Source organism: Pseudomonas sp. URMO17WK12:I6, assembly GCF_003253625.1.
Taxonomy (GTDB): Bacteria; Pseudomonadota; Gammaproteobacteria; order Pseudomonadales; family Pseudomonadaceae; genus Aquipseudomonas.
On sequence record NZ_QKYZ01000007.1, the window covers coordinates 177023 to 195248 of the forward strand.

The window sequence follows — 18226 nt, forward strand, 5'->3', positions numbered from 1 at the left end:
TTCTAAATTATTGGAATTCATCCCTCCGACAATAATCACAAGAGGACCGCAGCATGACTTCGCCCCTTCGCATCGCCCTGATCGGTGCCGGCAACATGGGCCAGCAGCATTACCGGCATCTGCAAACCCTGACACAAGCGACGTTGTGTGCGGTGGCCGATCCCGGCCCACAAGCGGCAGGCCTCGCGGGCGAATGGGGCGTGGGGTATTTCGCTGATCACCGTCAGATGCTGGAGCAGGCGAAGCCAGACGCGGTGATCGTCGCCAACCCGAACACGCTCCACGTCAGCACGGCGCTCGATTGCCTCGCCGCCGGCGTGCCGGTGCTACTGGAAAAACCGGTGGGTGTGCACCTGGATGAAGCGCGCGAACTGGTGGCCGCGTCAAAAGCCACCGGAGTTCCCGTGCTGGTCGGCCACCATCGCCGGCACAATCCGTTGATCGTCCGCGCCCATGAACTGGTGCAGGGTGGCGTTTTGGGGCAACTGACGACGGTGACGGCGCTCTGGCAGTTGCGCAAACCCGACAGCTATTTCGAAACGTCGTGGCGCCGCGAGCCCGGTGCGGGGATGTTGTTGACCAACCTGATTCACGACCTCGACCTGCTGCGCCATCTGTGCGGCGAAGTGCGCCAGGTGCAGGCAATCACCAGCAATGCGGTGCGTGGGTTTGCCAACGAAGATTGCGCGGCGGTGCTGCTGCAATTCGACAACGGCGCACTGGGCAGCCTGACCGGTTCCGACGCGGTGGCGGCGCCCTGGAGTTGGGAGCTGGGTTCCGGGGAGAATCCGGCCTATCCGCGCCAGGCCGATCAGCCCTGTTACTTGCTGGCCGGGACGGGTGGTGCATTGAGCATTCCGCAGCTCAAGCGCTGGCACTACGCCGACGTCGATGGCGGATGGCATCAACCGTTGCTGGCGGAACAGGAACGCTTCAGCGTCGATGAAGCATTGCGTTTGCAGTTGCAGCACTTCGTGCGCGTGGCGCGTCGGGAAGTCGAACCCTTGGTGAGCGCGGCCGATGCTGCGCGCACCCTGGCGCTGGTTGAGGCGATTCGCGAGGCCGCCGAAACCGGTCGTGCCTGCACCCCGATGTCAATCGAGGGATGAGCATGAGTGAGCGAATCTTTTCCCTGGCCAGCCTGACGGTGCTGGAGTTGTCTCCGCCGGAGATGGTCGAAGTCGCAGCACGGGCAGGATACAGCCATGTTGGACTACGCCTTGAACCTGCGACACCCGAAGAACATCACTTTGCGCTGGTAGCCGATGTCGGTTTACGGCGTGAGACGCTGGCGCGGCTGCACGACACCGGCATTCGTGTGCTGGATGTTGAAATCCTGCGTCTTAAACCGCAAACCGTCGTCGCTGACTTCGAGAAGATTCTGGCGGTCGGGGCGCAATTGGGTGCCAGTGAATTGCTGGTGGCCGGTAACGATCCCGACGAACAACGACTCACCGAGAACTTCGCCCGGCTGTGTGATCTGGCGGCACCTTACGGGCTGCATCCGCATCTGGAGTTCATGCCATGGACCGATGCACGCAATCTCGAACAAGCGGTGCGCGTCGTCGAAAACGCTGACCGGGAAAACGGCGCGGTGTTGGTGGACGCGTTCCATTTCGACCGATCGGGTTCGCGGTTGGAAGATCTGGCCAAAGTTGCCCCGTCACGGTTACGGTACACGCAGTTATGCGATGTCGCGGGGCCACGGCCAACGGACATGGCGGAGATTTTGCGTCAGGCGCGTAACGAGCGGCGTTTTCCGGGCGATGGTGATTGTGATCTGGCGGGGTTGTTGCAGTGTTTGCCGGCCGATATCCCGTTAAGCCTGGAGATTCCCACCGTGAAGTTGCTGGAGCAGGGCGTGAGCGGGTTGCAGCGGGCGCAGATGGCGTTGGATAAGACCCGGGAATTGTTGGCGCGCCTTTGAACCTGTGGCAAGGGAGCTTGTCGGACCGCCGCACCGTCCCGTTCGGCGGCGAAGCGGTCGTCAACGACCTGTGATATGCAGTGACGGAACACCTTTGCTGATTTGGGGGACTGCTGTGCAGTCCAGCGGGAGCAAGCTCCCTCGCCACATTCTGATTTGATTACAGAGGCTTTGCATGACCATCAGCACCCCGCTCTCCGGTGTAAACCAACCCTTCAAAGGGATTCTGCTGATCGTTGTCGCGACCTTTCTGTTTTCCAGTCACGACGCCTTGTCGAAATATCTATCGGGGTTCTATCCGATCGTCATGGTGGTCTGGGCCCGTTATGTGGTTCACACCTTGCTGATGGCCGGGATTTTCCTGCCGCAATCGGGGTTGCGAGTCCTGCGCACCAAACGGCCATTGCTGCAGTTGTTCAGGGCGTTGTGCCTGTTGGGCACCAGTTTGTTTTTCACCACTGGTTTGCAGTACATCCCGTTGGCCGAAGCCACGGCGGTCAACTTTCTCGCTCCGGTTCTGGTCACCGCGTTGTCGGTGCCACTGCTGCGTGAGCGGGTCACCCGTGGCCAATGGATCGCGGTGATTTGCGGATTTGTCGGCGTATTGATCATCGTCCATCCCGGCGGGGATCTGTTCACGCCAGCAGTCTTGCTGCCACTCTGCTCGGCGCTGTTTTTCTGCTTCTATCAATTGCTCACCCGCAAGCTCAGTGAAATCGACAGCCCGACCACCAGTAACTTCTTCGCCGGCCTGTGCAACACCCTGGTGATGAGTGCGTTGGTGCCGTTTTTCTGGAAAGTGCCAAGCCTTGGGCATGGATTGATGATGGTTGCACTGGGCGCCTGCGGGATGACGGCGCACCTGTTTCTGACCCAGGCGTTCCGCCATGCCGCCCCCGCGCTGCTGGCACCGTTCGGCTATTGCCAGATTGTCTTTGCCGGTTTGCTCGGCTGGTTGCTGTTTTCTCACACGCCGACCCTGACCACGGTGGTCGGGATCGCGGTGATTTGCTGCAGCGGGTTGGCGGCGGCGTGGCAACAAAGCCGCCGCTGAACCCGGTCAAAATTTGAAACGCACCACCAGGTTTTGCAGGCCCGCCGCCAGTCGCGACAACTCCTGGCTGGTGGCGCTGGTCCGGGTCGCGGCGTCGGCGCTTTCCAGCGACAGGTCGCGGATGTTCAGCAGATTACGATCCACCTCACGGGCCACCTGCGCCTGTTCTTCCGAGGCGCTGGCGATCACCAGGTTACGTTCATGGATCTGCTCCATCGCCCGGGTGATTTCTGCCAGTGCCAGCCCGGCCTGTTCAGCAATCGACAAGGTTTCGGCGACACGCTGACTGTTGTCGTGCATCGACATCACCACACCGTTGGTATCGCCCTGAACCCGGCCAATGATCTGTTCGATCTCCCGGGTTGATTGCTGAGTGCGATGCGCCAGCGCCCGAACTTCATCAGCCACCACCGCGAAACCACGCCCGGCTTCCCCGGCCCGCGCAGCCTCGATGGCGGCATTGAGCGCGAGCAGGTTGGTCTGTTCGGCGATGGCGCGGATCACGTCCAGCACCTTGCCGATTTCCCGGGACTGCTCGGCCAGGGTCTGAACCTGTTGCAGTGCGATGCCCGCATTGCTGCTCATCGCCTGAATCGAATCCAGTGTTTCAATCACCCGTGCCTGGCCCTGATTGGCTTGCTGTGTGGACTGTCTGGTGCTGTCGGAAGTCGACACCGCGTTGCGTGCCACTTCTTCCACCGCGACGGTCATTTCGTTGACGGCCGTGGCGGCCTGCTCGATTTCATTGTGTTGCTGTTGCAGCCGACTGGAGTCCTGTTGAGTGCTCTGATTCATCTGCAGGGCGGCGGCCGCCAATTGAGTCGACGTGCCGCTGATCAGTTGCAGGGTTTCCCGCAGGCTGGTCTGCATGGCCGACAGGGCCTTGAGCAAGCGTGCGGTTTCATCGGCGCCGTGGCTGCGGATCGGTTGACTCAGGTCACCGGCGGCCACTTGCTCGGCCACGTCGACCGCCTGACGGATCGGCAGGACGATGCTGCGAATCAACAGCCAGGCCAGGCACAGGGTCAGGAGCGCGACCGCTATTAGCGCACCGATCACGGTGATTTTTACCTGGTTGTAGAGCGAGTCAGCCTGGTTGGCTGACAGGCTGACTTCGTTGGCGGAAAGCGCCATCAATTCGGCGAACTGGTCACCGGTCTGGGTCGAGTAGTCCTGGATTTTTCCATTGAGCAACGCGGTCATTTCTTCGCTGCGGTTCTCCCGCGACAGCGCTTCGTATTGCGCCAGCGCCTGGCGGTAGCTGGTGACGGTGGCGACGAACTTTTCGTACGGCCCCCGGTTGTAATCACCGACCAGCGGAGTGAATTTTTCCAGCGTCTCTGCAAGCCAATCCTGCACTTGGTGCAGGCGTGTGACGGTGGCATCGAGCACCTTTGGATCGCGGTTGAGCGCCATGCGCAGGCTGAGCACGCGAATACTCAGGATGTAGTCGCGGATTTCACCCAGGTGGCGAATGCTGGGCAGGGAGACGTTTTCAGTGTGCTGGCCGGTGGCGCGAACCTGCGCGACCTGTTTAAGGGCGAACAGCCCCTGCAACAGGACCAGCAGGGCGATGACGCCGAAGCTGATCACGGCACGTTTGGCGATGCTCAAGTTACCTGGCGACATGGTGTGCCTCTGTGGCTGTGAGAAAAACAGGGTGAAATGGATAAATCGCGGCCATAAAAAAACGCAGGCCCGGGATCAGGCCTGCGTTTGTGGTGTATCAATCTTTTACGGTCGGAATCTTGCGCGGTGCCATGAAGTACATCCAGGTCAGCGCGATGAAGTACATCGCCGGAATGATGGTGAACAACACGGTGTAGTTGTTGTTGGTGATGGTCAGAATGTGGCCGACCAACTGGGTCATGAACATCCCGCCGATCGCCGCGCACATGCCGCCGAAGCCGAACACCGTACTCATCATGTGTTTAGGCGTGTAGTCCATCACCAGGCTCCAGATGTTCGCGGTCCAGGCCTGGTGCGCGCCGATGGCCAGGGAGATGGCGAACACCGCGAGCCACAGGCTGCTCGAACCGGCGGCCATGACCACGCCGATGATGCAGCAGGCGAACAGGAACATGGACATCAGTCGGGCCTTGATCGGGTTGATCCCGCGACCGATCAGGAACGAAGACAGGATCCCGCCGCCGACGCTGCCGAAGTCAGCCGTGAGGTAGATGATGATCAGCGGAATACCCATCTGGGTCACGTTGATCCCCAGGTTGTATTGCTGATTGAGGAACGGCGGCAGCCAGTACAGGTAGAACCAGAACACCGGCGCGGTGATCGAGTAGGCGAGGGCGAAGGCCCAGGTGCCACGCATGCGCAGGATTCGCGAGAACGGTACGCGGGATTGTTCCGGTTCGACTTCCTTCTGGATGTAGTCCAGTTCCGATTGTTTAACGCTCGGGTGATCTTCCGGGTTGAAGTACTTCAGGCCCCAGAACAGCAACCAGATGCCGCCCAGCGCCGCCATGCACAGGAACGCGGCTTGCCAGCCCCAAGCGTGAAGAATCAGTGGCAGCAGCATCGGTGTGAACATCGCACCGACGTTGGTCCCGGCGTTGAAAATACCGGTGGCCACGGCGCGCTCGCCAGCAGGGAACCACAACCGGGTGGTTTTCACGCAGGCCGGGTAGTTGGCGGCTTCGGTCAGACCGAGAATGAACCGGCAGACCATGAAACCCGCCGCCGAAGTGGCCAGGCCATGAGCGCCGGTGGCCAGGCTCCAGAGCAGTACCGCGAAGAAGAACACGCGCTTCACGCCGACCCGGTCGATCAACCGGCCTTGCAGCACGAAACCGACGGCGTAGCCGACCTGGAACCAGAAGTTGATGTTGGCGTAGTCCATCGCCGTCCAGCTCAGTTCCTTGGCCAGGATCGGCTGCATGACGCCCAGGGCGGCACGGTCGATGTAGTTCAGGGTGGTGGCGAAAAATACCAGCGCCAGCATTCCCCAGCGGGTTTTGCCGACGGCCATGGCGCCGCGGATTTTGTCGCCGATGCCGCCAGTGGCGACGCTTTGGGCCGAAGCCACGCGAGAGCTTTGAGAAGGAAACATGAGTGTGCCATCCGTTCAATGACTGACAAGCGAGGCTTGTCGGGACTTCAAGGGCGCGTGATCAATCGATGGCGACGGGCGCGGATGAGATTGATCGGCTGAGGTGTTTTCGTCAGGCGACGACAACGTTTTATTCAGCGAGCGGCGCAGTTCGGCCGAGTGGGCGCAAGGTTCGGATGGACACCAGGTCTGGCGTGAGATCGGTGGAGCAAGCAAACAAGGCGTTGAATGAGCGCATGAGCGTGTACCCGTTTTTTGAAATTTTTATGTGGTGTTCAGGGTCTTTGGTAACCGAGTCCATGGGGTCGTGACCGGACTCAATGTGGTGTCGATGGTGCGCAGTGGACGAAAAATCGTCAATTCGCCAACCGCCATTGTGTTCGATAATCGCCCGCAAAACTAACCGGGTAGTACACTTTGAATTGCTGTGCGGATTCGTCAAGCCAATAATTTGCCCAACAAGAATGTCCCCACCACCGGGAGTCGACACATGCAGCGTTCCATTGCCACCGTTTCCTTGAGCGGTACCCTGCCGGAAAAACTAGAAGCCATCGCCGCCGCCGGTTTTGACGGGGTGGAAATTTTCGAGAATGACCTTCTCTACTACGACGGCAGCCCACGGGAAATCAGGCAGATGTGCGCTGATCTCGGGATCGCGATCACTCTGTTCCAACCCTTTCGGGATTTCGAAGGTTGCCGCCGCGATCGCCTGCCGCGCAATCTGGAAAGGGCCGAGCGCAAGTTCGATTTGATGCAAGAGCTGGGCACCGACCTGGTGCTGGTGTGCAGCAACGCCTCGGCCGACTCCATCGGCGATGAGCAGATCCTGGTCGACGACTTGCGTCTGCTCGCCGAACGGGCCGGCGCTCGTGGTTTGCGGATCGGTTACGAAGCGCTGGCCTGGGGCCGCCACGTGAACACGTACCAACAGGTGTGGAACATCGTTCGCCAGGCCGATCATCCGAACCTTGGCGTGTTGCTGGACAGTTTCCATACGCTGTCGCTCAAGGGTGACCCGACGGCGATCGCCGAGATTCCCGGTGACAAGATCTTCTTCGTGCAAATGGCCGATGCACCGATCCTGGCCATGGATGTGCTGGAGTGGAGCCGGCATTTCCGTTGTTTCCCCGGCCAGGGCGAATTCGATCTGCCGGGGTTCCTCGCGCCGATCATCAAGAGTGGCTACACCGGCCCGCTGTCGCTGGAGATCTTCAACGACGGCTTCCGCGCCGCGCCACCCCGGGCCAACGCCGCCGACGGCTTGCGTTCGTTGCTGTACCTGGAAGAGAAAACCCGCCAGCGCCTGGAACAGGAAGCTGCGCCTGTGGCCAATCGCGACATTCTGTTCGATACCCCAGGCGCCAGCGAATACAACGGCATCGAGTTTCTTGAGTTCGCCGTGGACGAAAGCCTCGGCGCGAAGTTGTCCCATTGGCTGGAGCGACTGGGTTTCGTCAAGGCTGGGCAACACCGTTCCAAGAGTGTCAGCCTGTTGCGTCAGGGCGATATCAACCTGATCCTCAACTCCGAACCTTATTCCTTCGCCCACAGTTTTTTCGAGGCCCATGGGCCATCGCTGTGCGCCACCGCCGTGCGGGTCAAGGACAGCGCCAGTGCGTTGGCCCGAGCCGTGGCTTACAAAGGCCAGCCGTATCGCGGGCTGGTAGGCCCCAATGAGCTGGAACTCGCCGCCGTGCGTGCGCCGGACGGCAGTCTGATTTACCTGGTGGACCAGGACGCCGACGTCTATGGCACCGACTTCAATTTGCAACCGGCGGCCGTGGCCAGCGGTGGCCTCAAGCGCATCGACCACATGGCCATGGCACTGCCCGCCGACAGCCTCGACAGCTGGGTGTTGTTCTATAAAAGCCTGCTGGATTTCGAAGCCGACGATGAAGTGGTGCTGCCCGACCCGTATGGTCTGGTGAAGAGCCGTGCCTTGCGCAGCCGTTGCAGTTCGATCCGCCTGCCGCTGAACATTTCCGAGAATCGCAACACCGCGATCTCACACGCACTGTCGAGTTATCGCGGTTCCGGCGTGCATCACATCGCTTTCGATTGCGACGACATCTTTGCCGAAGTCAGCCGTGCCAAGGAGGCGGGCGTGCCGCTGCTGGATATCCCGCTCAACTACTACGATGACCTCGCCGCACGCTTCGATTTCGACGACGAATTCCTCAGCGAGCTAGCGTATTTCAACGTCCTCTACGACCGTGATGCCCAGGGTGGCGAGCTGTTTCACGTGTACACCGAGCCGTTCGAAGGGCGGTTTTTCTTTGAAATCATCCAGCGCAAAAACGGCTATGCGGGTTACGGTGCGGCCAACGTAGCCGTGCGACTGGCGGCCATGGCCAAATCCCGAAGTGGTGGCGTACGTCAGACAAAGTTGTAGGAAAATCGTAAACACGGGTACAAAACCGCTGCCGCGTGGCTTCCTTCACTGTGCGCAGCGGCCCATAATCGCCTACTTGTGCAGTGATGGCCGTGAGCCCGCAATGACAATAATTTCAAAACTCTCCGTAGCGCCCGAAAAGCCAATTGCCGAGCCTCGCAAGAGTCGCAAGAACAACCCGGAAAAAACCCGCGAGAACATCCTTCAAGAGGCCATTGTCGAGTTCGTCCAGCAGGGGCTTTCCGGTGCGCGCGTCGATGCGATCGCCGAGCGCATCCACACCTCCAAACGCATGATCTATTACTACTTCGGCAGTAAGGAACAGCTCTATGTCGAGGTGCTGGAAAAACTCTACGGAGATATCCGCAGCACCGAAAGTCGCTTGCACCTGGCCGAGCTGGCGCCGGTGGAGGCGATTCGGCGGTTGGTGGAATTCACCTTCGACCACCATGATCGCAACGTTGATTTCGTGCGTATCGTCTGCATCGAGAACATTCACAACGCTGAGTATGTGAAGCGCTCCGATGCGATCAAGGCGATGAACAACACCATCCTCGATTCACTGGGCGAGATTTTGCGTCGCGGGGCCGCAGAGGGTGTATTCCGCGCCGGCCTCGATCCGCTGGATGTGCACCTGTTGATCAGTTCGTTTTGCTTCTATCGCGTGTCGAACCGTCATACCTTTGGTGAGATCTTTCAGATCGACTTGCCGGACGAAAGTATCAAGCAGCGTCATCGGGAGATGATCTGCGAGTCGGTGTTGCGGTATCTGCAGGCCTGACGCCTTCGCAGGCAAGCCTCGCTCCTACGGACGATGCTTGCCTGCGAAGCTTTTCAACCATTCATGCTCTGAAAATGCTCCAGCATCCGCTGGGCATCCGGCACCACGCCGCTGAATAATTCAAACGCCTTCACCGCCTGAAACACCGCCATGTTGCCGCCGTCCAGGGTTCGGCAACCCAGCGCGCGAGCATTGCGTAGCAGTTCGGTTTCCAGCGGGAAGTAAACGATCTCCGCCACCCACAACTGCGGCCGAAGCAGTTCTACCGGCACCGGCATGCCAGGCAGCTTTTTCATGCCCATGGGCGTGGTATTCACCAGTCCATCAGCCTGACCCAGCGTCCCCGGCAAGTCATGACCGGCCACGGCGCGGCCAAAACCGAAATGCTGATTGAGGTTGTCCGCCAAAGACTGAGCCCGGCTGTGATCCACATCGAAAATGCTCAGCAGTTGTACGCCTTCGCTCAATAACGCGTGGGCCACCGCTGCGCCTGCGCCACCGGCGCCCATTTGCACCACTCGTTCACGGGCAACGTCCTGCAGGCCGCGACGAAACCCTTCGGCGAAGCCCAGGCAATCGGTGTTGTGGCCGATGCGTTTCCCGTCCTTCAACACCACCGTGTTCACCGCGCCAATGCCGCGGGCTTCCGGAGACAATTCGTCGAGCAACGGGATGATTGTCTGCTTGCACGGGAAGGTGATGTTCAGCCCGGTGAAATTCATCCGCTCGGCGGCCATCAGCAGGTCGGGCAGGGCGCCGCTGTCGAGTTTCAGCTGATCCAGGTCGATCAGTCGATACAGGTAGCGCAGACCCTGCGCATCGCCTTCGTGCTCGTGCAGCGCCGGAGTGCGGGAAGCCTGAATGCCGGCGCCGATCAGCCCGGCCAATACCACGGTGTTCTGTGTCATCACGCTTAACCTTTCAAACGTTGGCTGAAATGCTCCAGCGCCAAACGATAGCCGTGGCTGCCGAAACCGCACATCACCGCCGTGGCGATGGACGAGACAAAGGAGTGATGCCGGAAGGGTTCGCGGGCATGGACGTTGGACAGGTGCACTTCGATCACGGGCAGTTCGCTGGCGACCAGCGCATCGCGAATGGCGACCGAGGTGTGGGTCCAGGCAGCCGGATTGATGACGATCCCGGCGCAGCGGCCACGGGCGGCATGAATCCAGTCGAGCAGTTCGCCTTCATGGTTGGTCTGGCGAAACTCCACCTTCAGGCCGAACTCTTCGGCGGCGCGACCGCACAGCGCTGAAATATCCGCCAGGGTTTCGTGGCCATAAGTCGCCGGTTCACGGGTACCGAGCAGGTTCAGGTTCGGGCCGTTGAGCACCAGAACGATAGGGGACATCGGGTCTCTCCACTTATTATTGTTGGCATTGGCCGAGGGTCTCAGCCTGTGGAGATAAATTGTACTAACTGGTTAATAAGGTCAATTGTAGAGGCGCCGGCCCTGGATTATCTGTGCGGTGATCGAACATTCAGCGCGGAAGACGCTCAACCAGAAAATCGATAAACGCCCTGAGCCGCAACGGCACATGGCGGCTTTGCGGATACAGCAAAGTGAAGGGGCGGGAGCGCCCGCCATAGGGCTTGAGCACTTCCACCAGCGAGCCATCCGCCAGTTCGTTTTCGACGATGAAGCGATAGGTTTGAAACAGCCCGGCGCCGTGTTTCGCCAGCGTCACGCCGCCCAATACATCATCGGAACAGCAGTAATTACCTTCGGCCAAAATCTCCAGCGGCACGCCGTTATCGTTGAACAGCCAGGCAATCCGCCGCCCGCTGCTGGGTAGCTCGAACTGGATGCATTCGTGGTGCGCCAGGTCGTCCAGGGTTTGTGGCATGCCGGCACGCTTCAGATAGTCAGGGCTGGCGATCATCACCAGCGCGGCGTCTTCCAGTGGCCGGGCAATCAGTCCGGAGTCGGGAATCGCCCGCACACGGATGGCCATGTCATAGCCTTCGCCGACGAAATCGATGTTGCGATTGCTGATGTGCACCTCGACTTTCACGGCGGGAAAACGCGCCCGGAACGCCGGCAGCAGCGGCAGGATGCGGTGGTGGGCATAGGTGGTGGGAATGCTGATACGCAAGGTGCCGGAGGGTTCCTGCTGTTGACCCATGACTTCGCGCTGAGCCTCGACCAGTTGCGCAAGGGCCAGGCGACACTCCTCAAAATAGCGCCGGCCACTGTCGGTCAGCTTGACGCTGCGGGTGGTACGCGCGAACAGCCGCACACCCAGACGTTCTTCCATCCGCGACACCGAGCGGCTGACCGCGGCCGGGGTCACACCCGCCACCAGGGCCGCGGCGGTAAAGCTGCCCGCTTCGGCGGCCAGGCAAAACAGTTCGATGCTGCCGAGCTGAAGATCGTCGAAATGTCGCTGCATGATTGATTACACCAAGAATCAAATGGGATGCCTGAGGTGGTATTTATCAAATGCAGGCGTACAAATACAGGATTCGTTTCAACCACCAGCGCCGTTGAGTTCATCACCGGCCAGATATTGGCAGTGAAAGGATTGCTTACTCTTTTTTGCCCTGATTGGCAGGGGACGGTCGACCTGAAACGCTAGGCTCAAACGTGGTCAGCTGATCGAACGGTTAGCGCCAGTTATCGGGTTTTTCAAGGAATGGCGAATCTTCGGATTCTATAACCTAACTGATGGGTTAGCATGAATGTATGCCGCTACAAGGGATTGTCACTGGTAGTCATGTTGCGTGACGAGCATTGCCCACCACACGTTCACGTCGATGGAGGCACATGGAGCGCACGCTTTCGGTTCAGCTTCTGGCACAACGGCGTAGAGCTCTGGGATGTCATTCCTCATTCGCATCGACCTCCTCTGGCCATGCTGGAGGGGTTACGCCAGGCGCTCAGGCAACCTGCCCATTTGCGGCGAGCCCGTGGCATCTGGTGGAGCAAATTGCAGACGGCCTGCCTCGACAATCAGTTATGGGATTGGCAGGGCAATGAAGTGGTCGTGATGAAGAGGGTTGCCAGCACGACTTACATGATTGGTTCGGCTCGCTATGAGCCTGAAGGAAACAAGACCTTATTGACGCTGATGGGAGCACCGGAGGGCGTGGAGATCGAATTATGAAAACGATAAGTGCAAAAATGCAGGTAGATCACCCTGTGACCGAAGGCGTTTTGGACGAAGCGATCGAGAGTGGCGAGTTACGCCGTCGCAGTGGATTGAATGCAACGACGGTGATCTTTCTCGATCCATGTCTCGCCGTCGGTTTCGAGGATGGCAGCGGTGTGTTGTTGCCAGTGAAAAACTATCCAGAGTTCGATGGTTTTGAGACCGAGGATTTCGCCGGTTTGAAAATCGGTTTCGCCGGAGCCGCGCTTTTTCATGAAGACAAGGATCTGCAGGTCTCCATCGCCGGTTTGATTTCGGCGAGCAAACCGCTGATGGATATGGCGGCCTCGGTGGTCGCCTCGCGCAATGGCCGTCAGAGCAGCACCGCCAAAGCCGAGGCAGCTCGGGCCAACGGCAAGAAGGGCGGTCGCCCACGCAAGGTCGATGCGGCTCTTTGATCGCCCACAAAAAAGCCGTCCCGAGGACGGCTGATCTGTGTAACGGTTGCAATCAACGACGGGTCAACAACACTCCGGATTCCATGTGATGGGTCCACGGGAACTGGTCGAACATCGCGCATTGAGTAATGCGGTGAGTGTCGTTCAGTTGGGCGATGTTGGCCGCGAGGGTTTCCGGGTTGCAGGAGATGTAGAGGATGTTGTCGAAGCGCCGGGTCAGTTCGCAAGTATCCGGGTCCATGCCGGCGCGGGGCGGATCGACGAACACGCTACCGAACTCGTAGCTCTTGAGGTCGATGCCGTGCAGGCGACGGAACGGGCGAACTTCGTTCAGGGCTTCGGTCAATTCTTCGGCAGACAAACGCACCAGCGTGACGTTATCCACCGCGTTTTCGCTCAGGTTGCTGAGCGCTGCGTTGACCGAGGTCTTGCTGATTTCGGTGGCCAGCACTTTGCGCACGCGCGTAGCGAGCGGCAAAGTGAAGTTGCCGTTGCCGCAATACAGCTCCAGCAAGTCGTCGGAACGATCGCCAAGGGCGTCATACGCCCAGTTGAGCATCTTCTGGTTCACCGTGCCGTTGGGTTGGGTGAACGCGCCTTCCGGCTGGCGATAGCTGAAGATGCGGCCGCCGACTTCAAGTTGCTCGACCACGTAATCGTGACCGATCACTTCGCGTTTGCCCTTCGAGCGACCGATGATGCTGACGTTCAGGTCGGCTGCCAGCTTCGACGCCGCCGCGTGCCAGTGCTCGTCCAGCGGGCGGTGGTAGCACAGGGTGATCATCGCATCGCCGGCCAGCGTGGTCAGGAACTCCACTTGGAACAGTTTGTGGCTCAGGGCAGCACTCGCTTGCCACGCCGCCTTGAGCTGCGGCATCAACTGGTTGATGCGCAGGCTTGCGATCGGGAACTCTTCGATCAGGATCGGCGTGCGCTTGTCTTCCTGGGAAAACATTGCGTAGTGGCGCTCGCCGGCTTCACGCCACAGGCGGAATTCGGCACGCAGGCGGAAGTTTTTCAGCGGCGAATCGAACACCGCAGGCTCGGGCGCACCGAACGGGGTCAGCAGATCACGCAGGCGCGTGACCTTTTCTTCGAGCTGAACGGCGTAGGCCTGGGAATCAAAAGTCATGCGTTGAACCAACCTAACTTGATCACGAACAGAATCGACAGAACCACCAACGCCGAGTTCAGCTCACGGCCACGGCCGGACAGCAACTTGATGGCGGTCCAGGAAATGAATCCGAACGCGATACCGTTGGCGATGGAGTAAGTGAATGGCATAGCCAGCGCGGTGACTACCACTGGCGCGGCAACGGTGATGTCGTCCCAGTCTATTTCCGCCAGCCCCGAGGTCATCAATACGGCGACGAACAGCAAGGCAGGTGCGGTGGCGAAGGCCGGTACGCTGGCGGCCAGTGGTGCGAAGAACAGCGCCAGCAGGAACAGAATCGCCACCACGACGGCGGTCAGGCCGGTGCGGCCACCGGCACTCACGCCGGCTGCGGATTCGATATAGCTGGTGGTGGTCGAGGTGCCCAGCAACGAACCGGCCATGGCCGCGGTGCTGTCGGCGATCAGGGCACGACCCATTTTCGGCATGTGGCCGTCCTTGCCCATCAGGCCGGCGCGCTTGGCGACGCCGATCAGGGTGCCGGAGTTGTCGAACAGATCGACGAACAGGAACGCGAAGATCACGCTGACCAGACCGATGTCCAGTGCGCCTTTGATGTCCAGTTGCAGGAAGGTCGGTGCCAGCGACGGTGGCATCGACATCACGCCGCCGAACGGGCTGAAGCCCAGCAGGATGGAAACGATGGTCACCGACAGAATGCCGATCAGCACCGCACCGCGCACTTTCAGGGCCTCCAGGGCAACGATCAGGGCAAAGCCCAGGGTTGCGAGGATCGGCGCCGGTTGCTTCAGGTCGCCGAGGCCGACCATGGTCGCCGGGTTGCTGACGACGATGCCAGCGTTGTGTAGGGCGATCAGTGCCAGGAACAGGCCGATGCCGGCGGCAATCGCCGAACGTAGCGCCAACGGGATGCTGTTGATGATCCATTCACGGATGCGGAAAATCGACAGCAGGAAAAACATCACCGCCGAGAGGAATACCGCACCCAGCGCCACTTGCCAGGTGTGGCCCATGTGCAGGACCACGGTGTAGGTGAAGAAGGCGTTCAGGCCCATGCCCGGTGCCAGCGCGATCGGGTAGTTGGCGATCAGGCCCATGGTCGTCGAGCCGATGGCGGCTGCCAGGCAGGTGGCGACAAACACCGCGCCTTTGTCCATGCCGGTCTCGCCGAGGATGCTCGGGTTGACGAACAGAATGTAGGCCATGGCCAAAAAGGTCGTGACGCCCGCCAGAATCTCGGTCCGCACGTTGGTGTTGTGTGCCTTGAGTTGAAACAGCCTTTCCAGCATGTCTGCTCCCCGTGGCGCGCCCGGCGCCGTGAATGTATCGACCTCAACAGCAAAGCACAGACCGCCGTAGGCGCCTGGGAATTTTCTGTGGGTCGGAAAAAGCCGCGCATCATACCAGCAGCGTGGAGCCATGGCTGCTTATGGCTGCGATCGTCGTCGATGTTTTGCCAAAAAGGGAAGTGCGCCATACTGCGCGCTGTTTTTTTAGGGCAGGGAAGGGTGGAATATGAAGTACATGGGCACGCGCGTGGTTGCCGTATTCACGATGTTGATCGCGTTGTTCCTGGGTGCCCAAACCGCCTCGGCAGCGTCGGCTCCACCACTGAGTCAGGTCAAGGTGCTCAAGGTCGAGTCGCCCAACTGTGGCCTTGAAGATATTGCGGACAAGCAGGAGCAGACCCGTTGCGATCACCAGGGGCCGAACATCAAGGTGTACGTGCTGGAAGTCGGTTACGGTCGCGAAGCCCATGTTGCCCTGGACGGTTTCGAAGTGGATGGCACCCGGACCCCTGTCTGTGCTTTTGATACCGGCAACCTGACCGAGTGCTCAGCCGGGAAAAAAACTGTCGGCTATCTGTACATCTTTAACCTGGCAGGCAAGCAGGACGGCATCTTCACATTCAGCAACACCTCCATCAACGCGCCGGGCAACACGATGTCGACGCAGCTTTACATCAAGTAACGGCCAGGCTCGAACAAGGGGCAGGAAAGCTGACTACGCTTTAAAGATCATTCTCTGGACCGCGCCCATGACCTTTAGAGCCCTGATTACCCTCGCCGAGGGCATCGACGATCTGCAAACCGTGACCCTGATCGATGTTCTGCGCCGCGCCAAGGTTGAAGTGGTGGTGGCCAGTATCGAGTCGCGGCGCATGCTGACCTGCGCTCGCGGCACCCGCCTGACCGCTGATGCGATGCTGGTCGATTTGCTGGCCCAACCCTTTGACTTGATCGTTTTGCCCGGCGGCGCCGTGGGGGCGCAGCATTTGGCGGCCCACCAACCCCTGCAACAATTGATCAAGGACCAGGTCGCCGCCGGGCGCTTGTTCGCCGGCATTGCCGAAGCGCCGGCGCTGGCGCTGCAGACTTTTGGCGTGCTGCGTCAGCGGCGCATGACGTGCCTGCCTTCCGTCAGCCATCAATTGTCGGGCTGCAACTTCGTCGATCAACCGGTGGTGGTCGATGGCAACTGCATCACCGCCCAGGGTTCGGGCGCCGCGTTGGAGTTTGCGCTGACGCTGGTGGAGCAACTCTGCGGCAAAGCCACGCGGTCGACGGTGGCGGGGGAATTGCTGGTGTAGAAGACGGCTTCAGGCCCTGACCTCTTCCACCGGCACATGCATGCGGTCGCGGTTGGCCAGGGTCGGGAACAGTCTGACCCAGACCCCGGTCACCATCAGTGTGCCGATGCCGCCCATCACCACGGCCGGTACGGTGCCGAACCAGTGGGCCGTCAAGCCAGACTCGAATTCGCCGAGCTGATTCGAAGCACCGATGAACAAGCCATTCACGGCACTGACCCGGCCGCGCATCTCGTCCGGAGTTTCCAGCTGCACGAACGAGGCGCGGATCACCATGCTGATCATGTCTGCCGCGCCTAAAACCACCAACACAGCGAGAGAGAACCAGAACGAAGTCGACAGGCCGAAAGCGATGGTCGCCACGCCGAATACACCCACGGCGGTAAACATCACCCGTCCGACGTTGCGTTCCACGGCAAATCGCGCCAGAAACAGCGACATCAGCAGTGCGCCCACCGCCGGGGCCGAACGCAGCAGGCCCAGACCCCAAGGGCCGGTCAGCAGAATATCTTTGGCGAACACCGGCAGCAGCGCAGTCGCGCCACCCAGCAAGACGGCAAACAGATCCAGGGAAATCGCCCCGAGAATATCCGGACGGCTGCGAATGAAGCGGATGCCTGCGAGCAGCGAATCCAGGGTTGCCTTGCCCTTGTTCAACGGTGTCTGCCGAGCCGGTAGGTTAAGCATCAGCGCACAGGCGATGAGGTAGAGGATCACCGTCGGGCCATACACCCAGACGCTGCCGAAGGCGTAAAGCAAACCGCCCAGCGCCGGGGCAACGATGGTGGCCGATTGCTGCGCAGATTGCGCGGCAGCAACCGCGCGCGGGAATAAGGCACTGGGCACGATGCTCGGCAGCAAGGCCTGGGTGGTTGGCATCTCGAAGGAGCGGGCGGCGCCGAGCAGGAATGCGAGGATGAAGATCATCTCCCGGGTGACATGGTCAGTCGCGCTGCCGATGGCCAGCGACAGGGCGATCAGCGCTTGCACGGACTGACAGATCGCCGCGACCTTGCGCCGGTCATAGCGATCCGCCACATGCCCGGTGTGCAGCATGAACAACACCCGCGGGGCAAATTCCACCAGACCCACCAGACCCAGATCGAGCACATTGCCGGTCAGTTGATACAGATTCCAGCCGATGGCCACGGTCAGCATTTGAAAACCGCTGGCGGTAAATACCCGAGCCAGCCAGAACGCAATAAAAGGGCGGTGATGACGTAACAGCAGGGGCGCTTGGCTGGGCATCTGAAGGCAAGTCTGGGTGAGGGGAAGGGCGAGATTATCACCAACCTGTAACCAGAGGTTGCGAGCGCGGAAAATTTAGTTAGCTAGATACCGATCCCACAGAACATACAAATACCCTGTGGCGAGGGAGCTTGCTCCCGCTGGGATGCGAAGCAGCCCCGAACCTGCTACCCCACACCACAGGCACATCGCGTTACCCGGTTTTACGACTGCTGCGCAGCCGAGCGGGAGCAAGCTCCCTCGCCACAGGGAATGCATTGCAACGCATGACCAAACCCGTGAGGCAACCTGTCACGCGGCAATAGACCACACCGTCCATCGGCAAAAATGCGACTACTCTTTCAACGTTGCTTGATCCAGATCAAGACCCTTCGTGGAAATGATCCGGTGGCCAGATGGCCAGATTCCCTACGTTGTGATGATGGTAGAAAAAGAACGAGTTCAAATTCGCCACACTCCATAACCGTGGGGGCAGTGGGTGC

At 60.0% G+C, this 18226-nt stretch carries 17 protein-coding genes and 1 pseudogene; 9 read left to right on the top strand and 9 right to left on the bottom strand.

Features of this window, described 5'->3' with window-relative positions; genetic code table 11:
• Nucleotides 1–53: 53 nt before the first annotated feature.
• From F475_RS15030 to F475_RS15040, 3 genes are all read left to right on the top strand, one after another.
• Nucleotides 54–1109 (top strand): Gfo/Idh/MocA family protein, encoded by a 1056-nt coding sequence (locus F475_RS15030; RefSeq protein ID WP_111454220.1) that lies wholly within the window; start codon nucleotides 54–56, stop codon nucleotides 1107–1109.
• 2 nt (nucleotides 1110–1111) lie between these two features.
• Nucleotides 1112–1927 carry a sugar phosphate isomerase/epimerase gene (locus tag F475_RS15035; RefSeq protein WP_111454221.1) on the top strand — a complete coding sequence of 272 codons (816 nt, stop codon included), beginning with the start codon at nucleotides 1112–1114 and terminating at the stop codon, nucleotides 1925–1927.
• A gap of 175 nt (nucleotides 1928–2102) precedes the next feature.
• Nucleotides 2103–2981, top strand: a complete 879-nt coding sequence (locus F475_RS15040; protein WP_064620533.1) for a DMT family transporter — start codon at nucleotides 2103–2105, stop codon at nucleotides 2979–2981.
• A 6-nt stretch (nucleotides 2982–2987) separates the two neighbouring features.
• On the opposite strand, the gene F475_RS31090 is transcribed toward F475_RS15040, so the two are convergent.
• The 3 genes and pseudogenes from F475_RS31090 to F475_RS15050 form a co-directional block, all read right to left on the bottom strand.
• Complete coding sequence (locus F475_RS31090; protein ID WP_371924335.1) at nucleotides 2988–3851, bottom strand: methyl-accepting chemotaxis protein; 864 nt, start codon at nucleotides 3849–3851, stop codon at nucleotides 2988–2990.
• A pseudogene (locus F475_RS31095) lies at nucleotides 3843–4610 on the bottom strand (MCP four helix bundle domain-containing protein); the annotation flags it as partial. The gene F475_RS31090 and the pseudogene F475_RS31095, both read right to left, overlap by 9 nt.
• 97 nt (nucleotides 4611–4707) lie before the next feature.
• Nucleotides 4708–6045 carry an MFS transporter gene (locus F475_RS15050; RefSeq protein ID WP_018925801.1) on the bottom strand — a complete coding sequence of 446 codons (1338 nt, stop codon included), beginning with the start codon at nucleotides 6043–6045 and terminating at the stop codon, nucleotides 4708–4710.
• Nucleotides 6046–6535: 490 nt separating this feature from the next.
• Here F475_RS15050 and quiC point away from each other — a divergent pair, with 490 nt between their 5' ends.
• The gene (gene quiC / locus F475_RS15055; protein ID WP_111454223.1) at nucleotides 6536–8437 is read left to right on the top strand and encodes a 3-dehydroshikimate dehydratase QuiC; all 1902 of its coding nucleotides are present in this window, start codon (nucleotides 6536–6538) and stop codon (nucleotides 8435–8437) included.
• A 103-nt stretch (nucleotides 8438–8540) separates the two neighbouring features.
• Nucleotides 8541–9218 carry a TetR/AcrR family transcriptional regulator gene (locus tag F475_RS15060; protein ID WP_018925803.1) on the top strand — a complete coding sequence of 226 codons (678 nt, stop codon included), beginning with the start codon at nucleotides 8541–8543 and terminating at the stop codon, nucleotides 9216–9218.
• A gap of 53 nt (nucleotides 9219–9271) precedes the next feature.
• Here F475_RS15060 and F475_RS15065 read toward each other — a convergent pair whose 3' ends face one another.
• From F475_RS15065 to F475_RS15075, 3 genes are all read right to left on the bottom strand, one after another.
• Nucleotides 9272–10126, bottom strand: coding sequence for a shikimate dehydrogenase (locus F475_RS15065; protein WP_018925804.1), 855 nt, complete (start codon nucleotides 10124–10126; stop codon nucleotides 9272–9274).
• 5 nt (nucleotides 10127–10131) lie between these two features.
• Entirely contained in the window at nucleotides 10132–10572 is a 441-nt protein-coding gene (aroQ, locus tag F475_RS15070) for a type II 3-dehydroquinate dehydratase (protein ID WP_007937291.1), read from the bottom strand.
• 130 nt (nucleotides 10573–10702) lie between these two features.
• Nucleotides 10703–11614, bottom strand: a complete 912-nt coding sequence (locus tag F475_RS15075) for a LysR family transcriptional regulator (RefSeq protein WP_018925805.1) — start codon at nucleotides 11612–11614, stop codon at nucleotides 10703–10705.
• Between the two features lie 285 nt (nucleotides 11615–11899).
• Here F475_RS15075 and F475_RS15080 point away from each other — a divergent pair, with 285 nt between their 5' ends.
• A complete protein-coding gene (locus F475_RS15080; protein ID WP_026346000.1) occupies nucleotides 11900–12328 on the top strand; it encodes a hypothetical protein in 429 nt (142 codons plus the stop codon).
• Nucleotides 12325–12771: a DUF2442 domain-containing protein gene (locus F475_RS15085; protein ID WP_018925807.1), complete on the top strand. Its 447-nt coding sequence runs from the start codon at nucleotides 12325–12327 to the stop codon at nucleotides 12769–12771. Before F475_RS15080 ends, F475_RS15085 begins: the two co-directional genes overlap by 4 nt.
• A gap of 52 nt (nucleotides 12772–12823) precedes the next feature.
• Here the strand turns inward: F475_RS15085 and trmA are convergent, their stop codons facing one another.
• Together trmA and F475_RS15095 are read right to left on the bottom strand one after the other, a co-directional pair.
• Entirely contained in the window at nucleotides 12824–13903 is a 1080-nt protein-coding gene (trmA, locus tag F475_RS15090; RefSeq protein ID WP_111454224.1) for a tRNA (uridine(54)-C5)-methyltransferase TrmA, read from the bottom strand.
• Nucleotides 13900–15195, bottom strand: a complete 1296-nt coding sequence (locus F475_RS15095) for an NCS2 family permease (RefSeq protein WP_018925809.1) — start codon at nucleotides 15193–15195, stop codon at nucleotides 13900–13902. The genes trmA and F475_RS15095 overlap by 4 nt, the downstream gene beginning before the upstream one ends.
• 226 nt (nucleotides 15196–15421) lie before the next feature.
• On the opposite strand from F475_RS15095, the gene F475_RS15100 reads away from it, so the two are divergent.
• Both F475_RS15100 and F475_RS15105 read left to right on the top strand, forming a co-directional pair.
• Nucleotides 15422–15877 (top strand): DUF4879 domain-containing protein, encoded by a 456-nt coding sequence (locus F475_RS15100; RefSeq protein WP_111454225.1) that lies wholly within the window; start codon nucleotides 15422–15424, stop codon nucleotides 15875–15877.
• A gap of 67 nt (nucleotides 15878–15944) precedes the next feature.
• On the top strand, nucleotides 15945–16496 hold the full coding sequence (locus tag F475_RS15105; protein WP_111454226.1) for a DJ-1 family glyoxalase III: 552 nt from the start codon (nucleotides 15945–15947) through the stop codon (nucleotides 16494–16496).
• Between the two features lie 9 nt (nucleotides 16497–16505).
• Here F475_RS15105 and F475_RS15110 read toward each other — a convergent pair whose 3' ends face one another.
• Nucleotides 16506–17744, bottom strand: coding sequence for an MFS transporter (locus F475_RS15110; RefSeq protein ID WP_111454227.1), 1239 nt, complete (start codon nucleotides 17742–17744; stop codon nucleotides 16506–16508).
• Nucleotides 17745–18226: the final 482 nt, after the last annotated feature.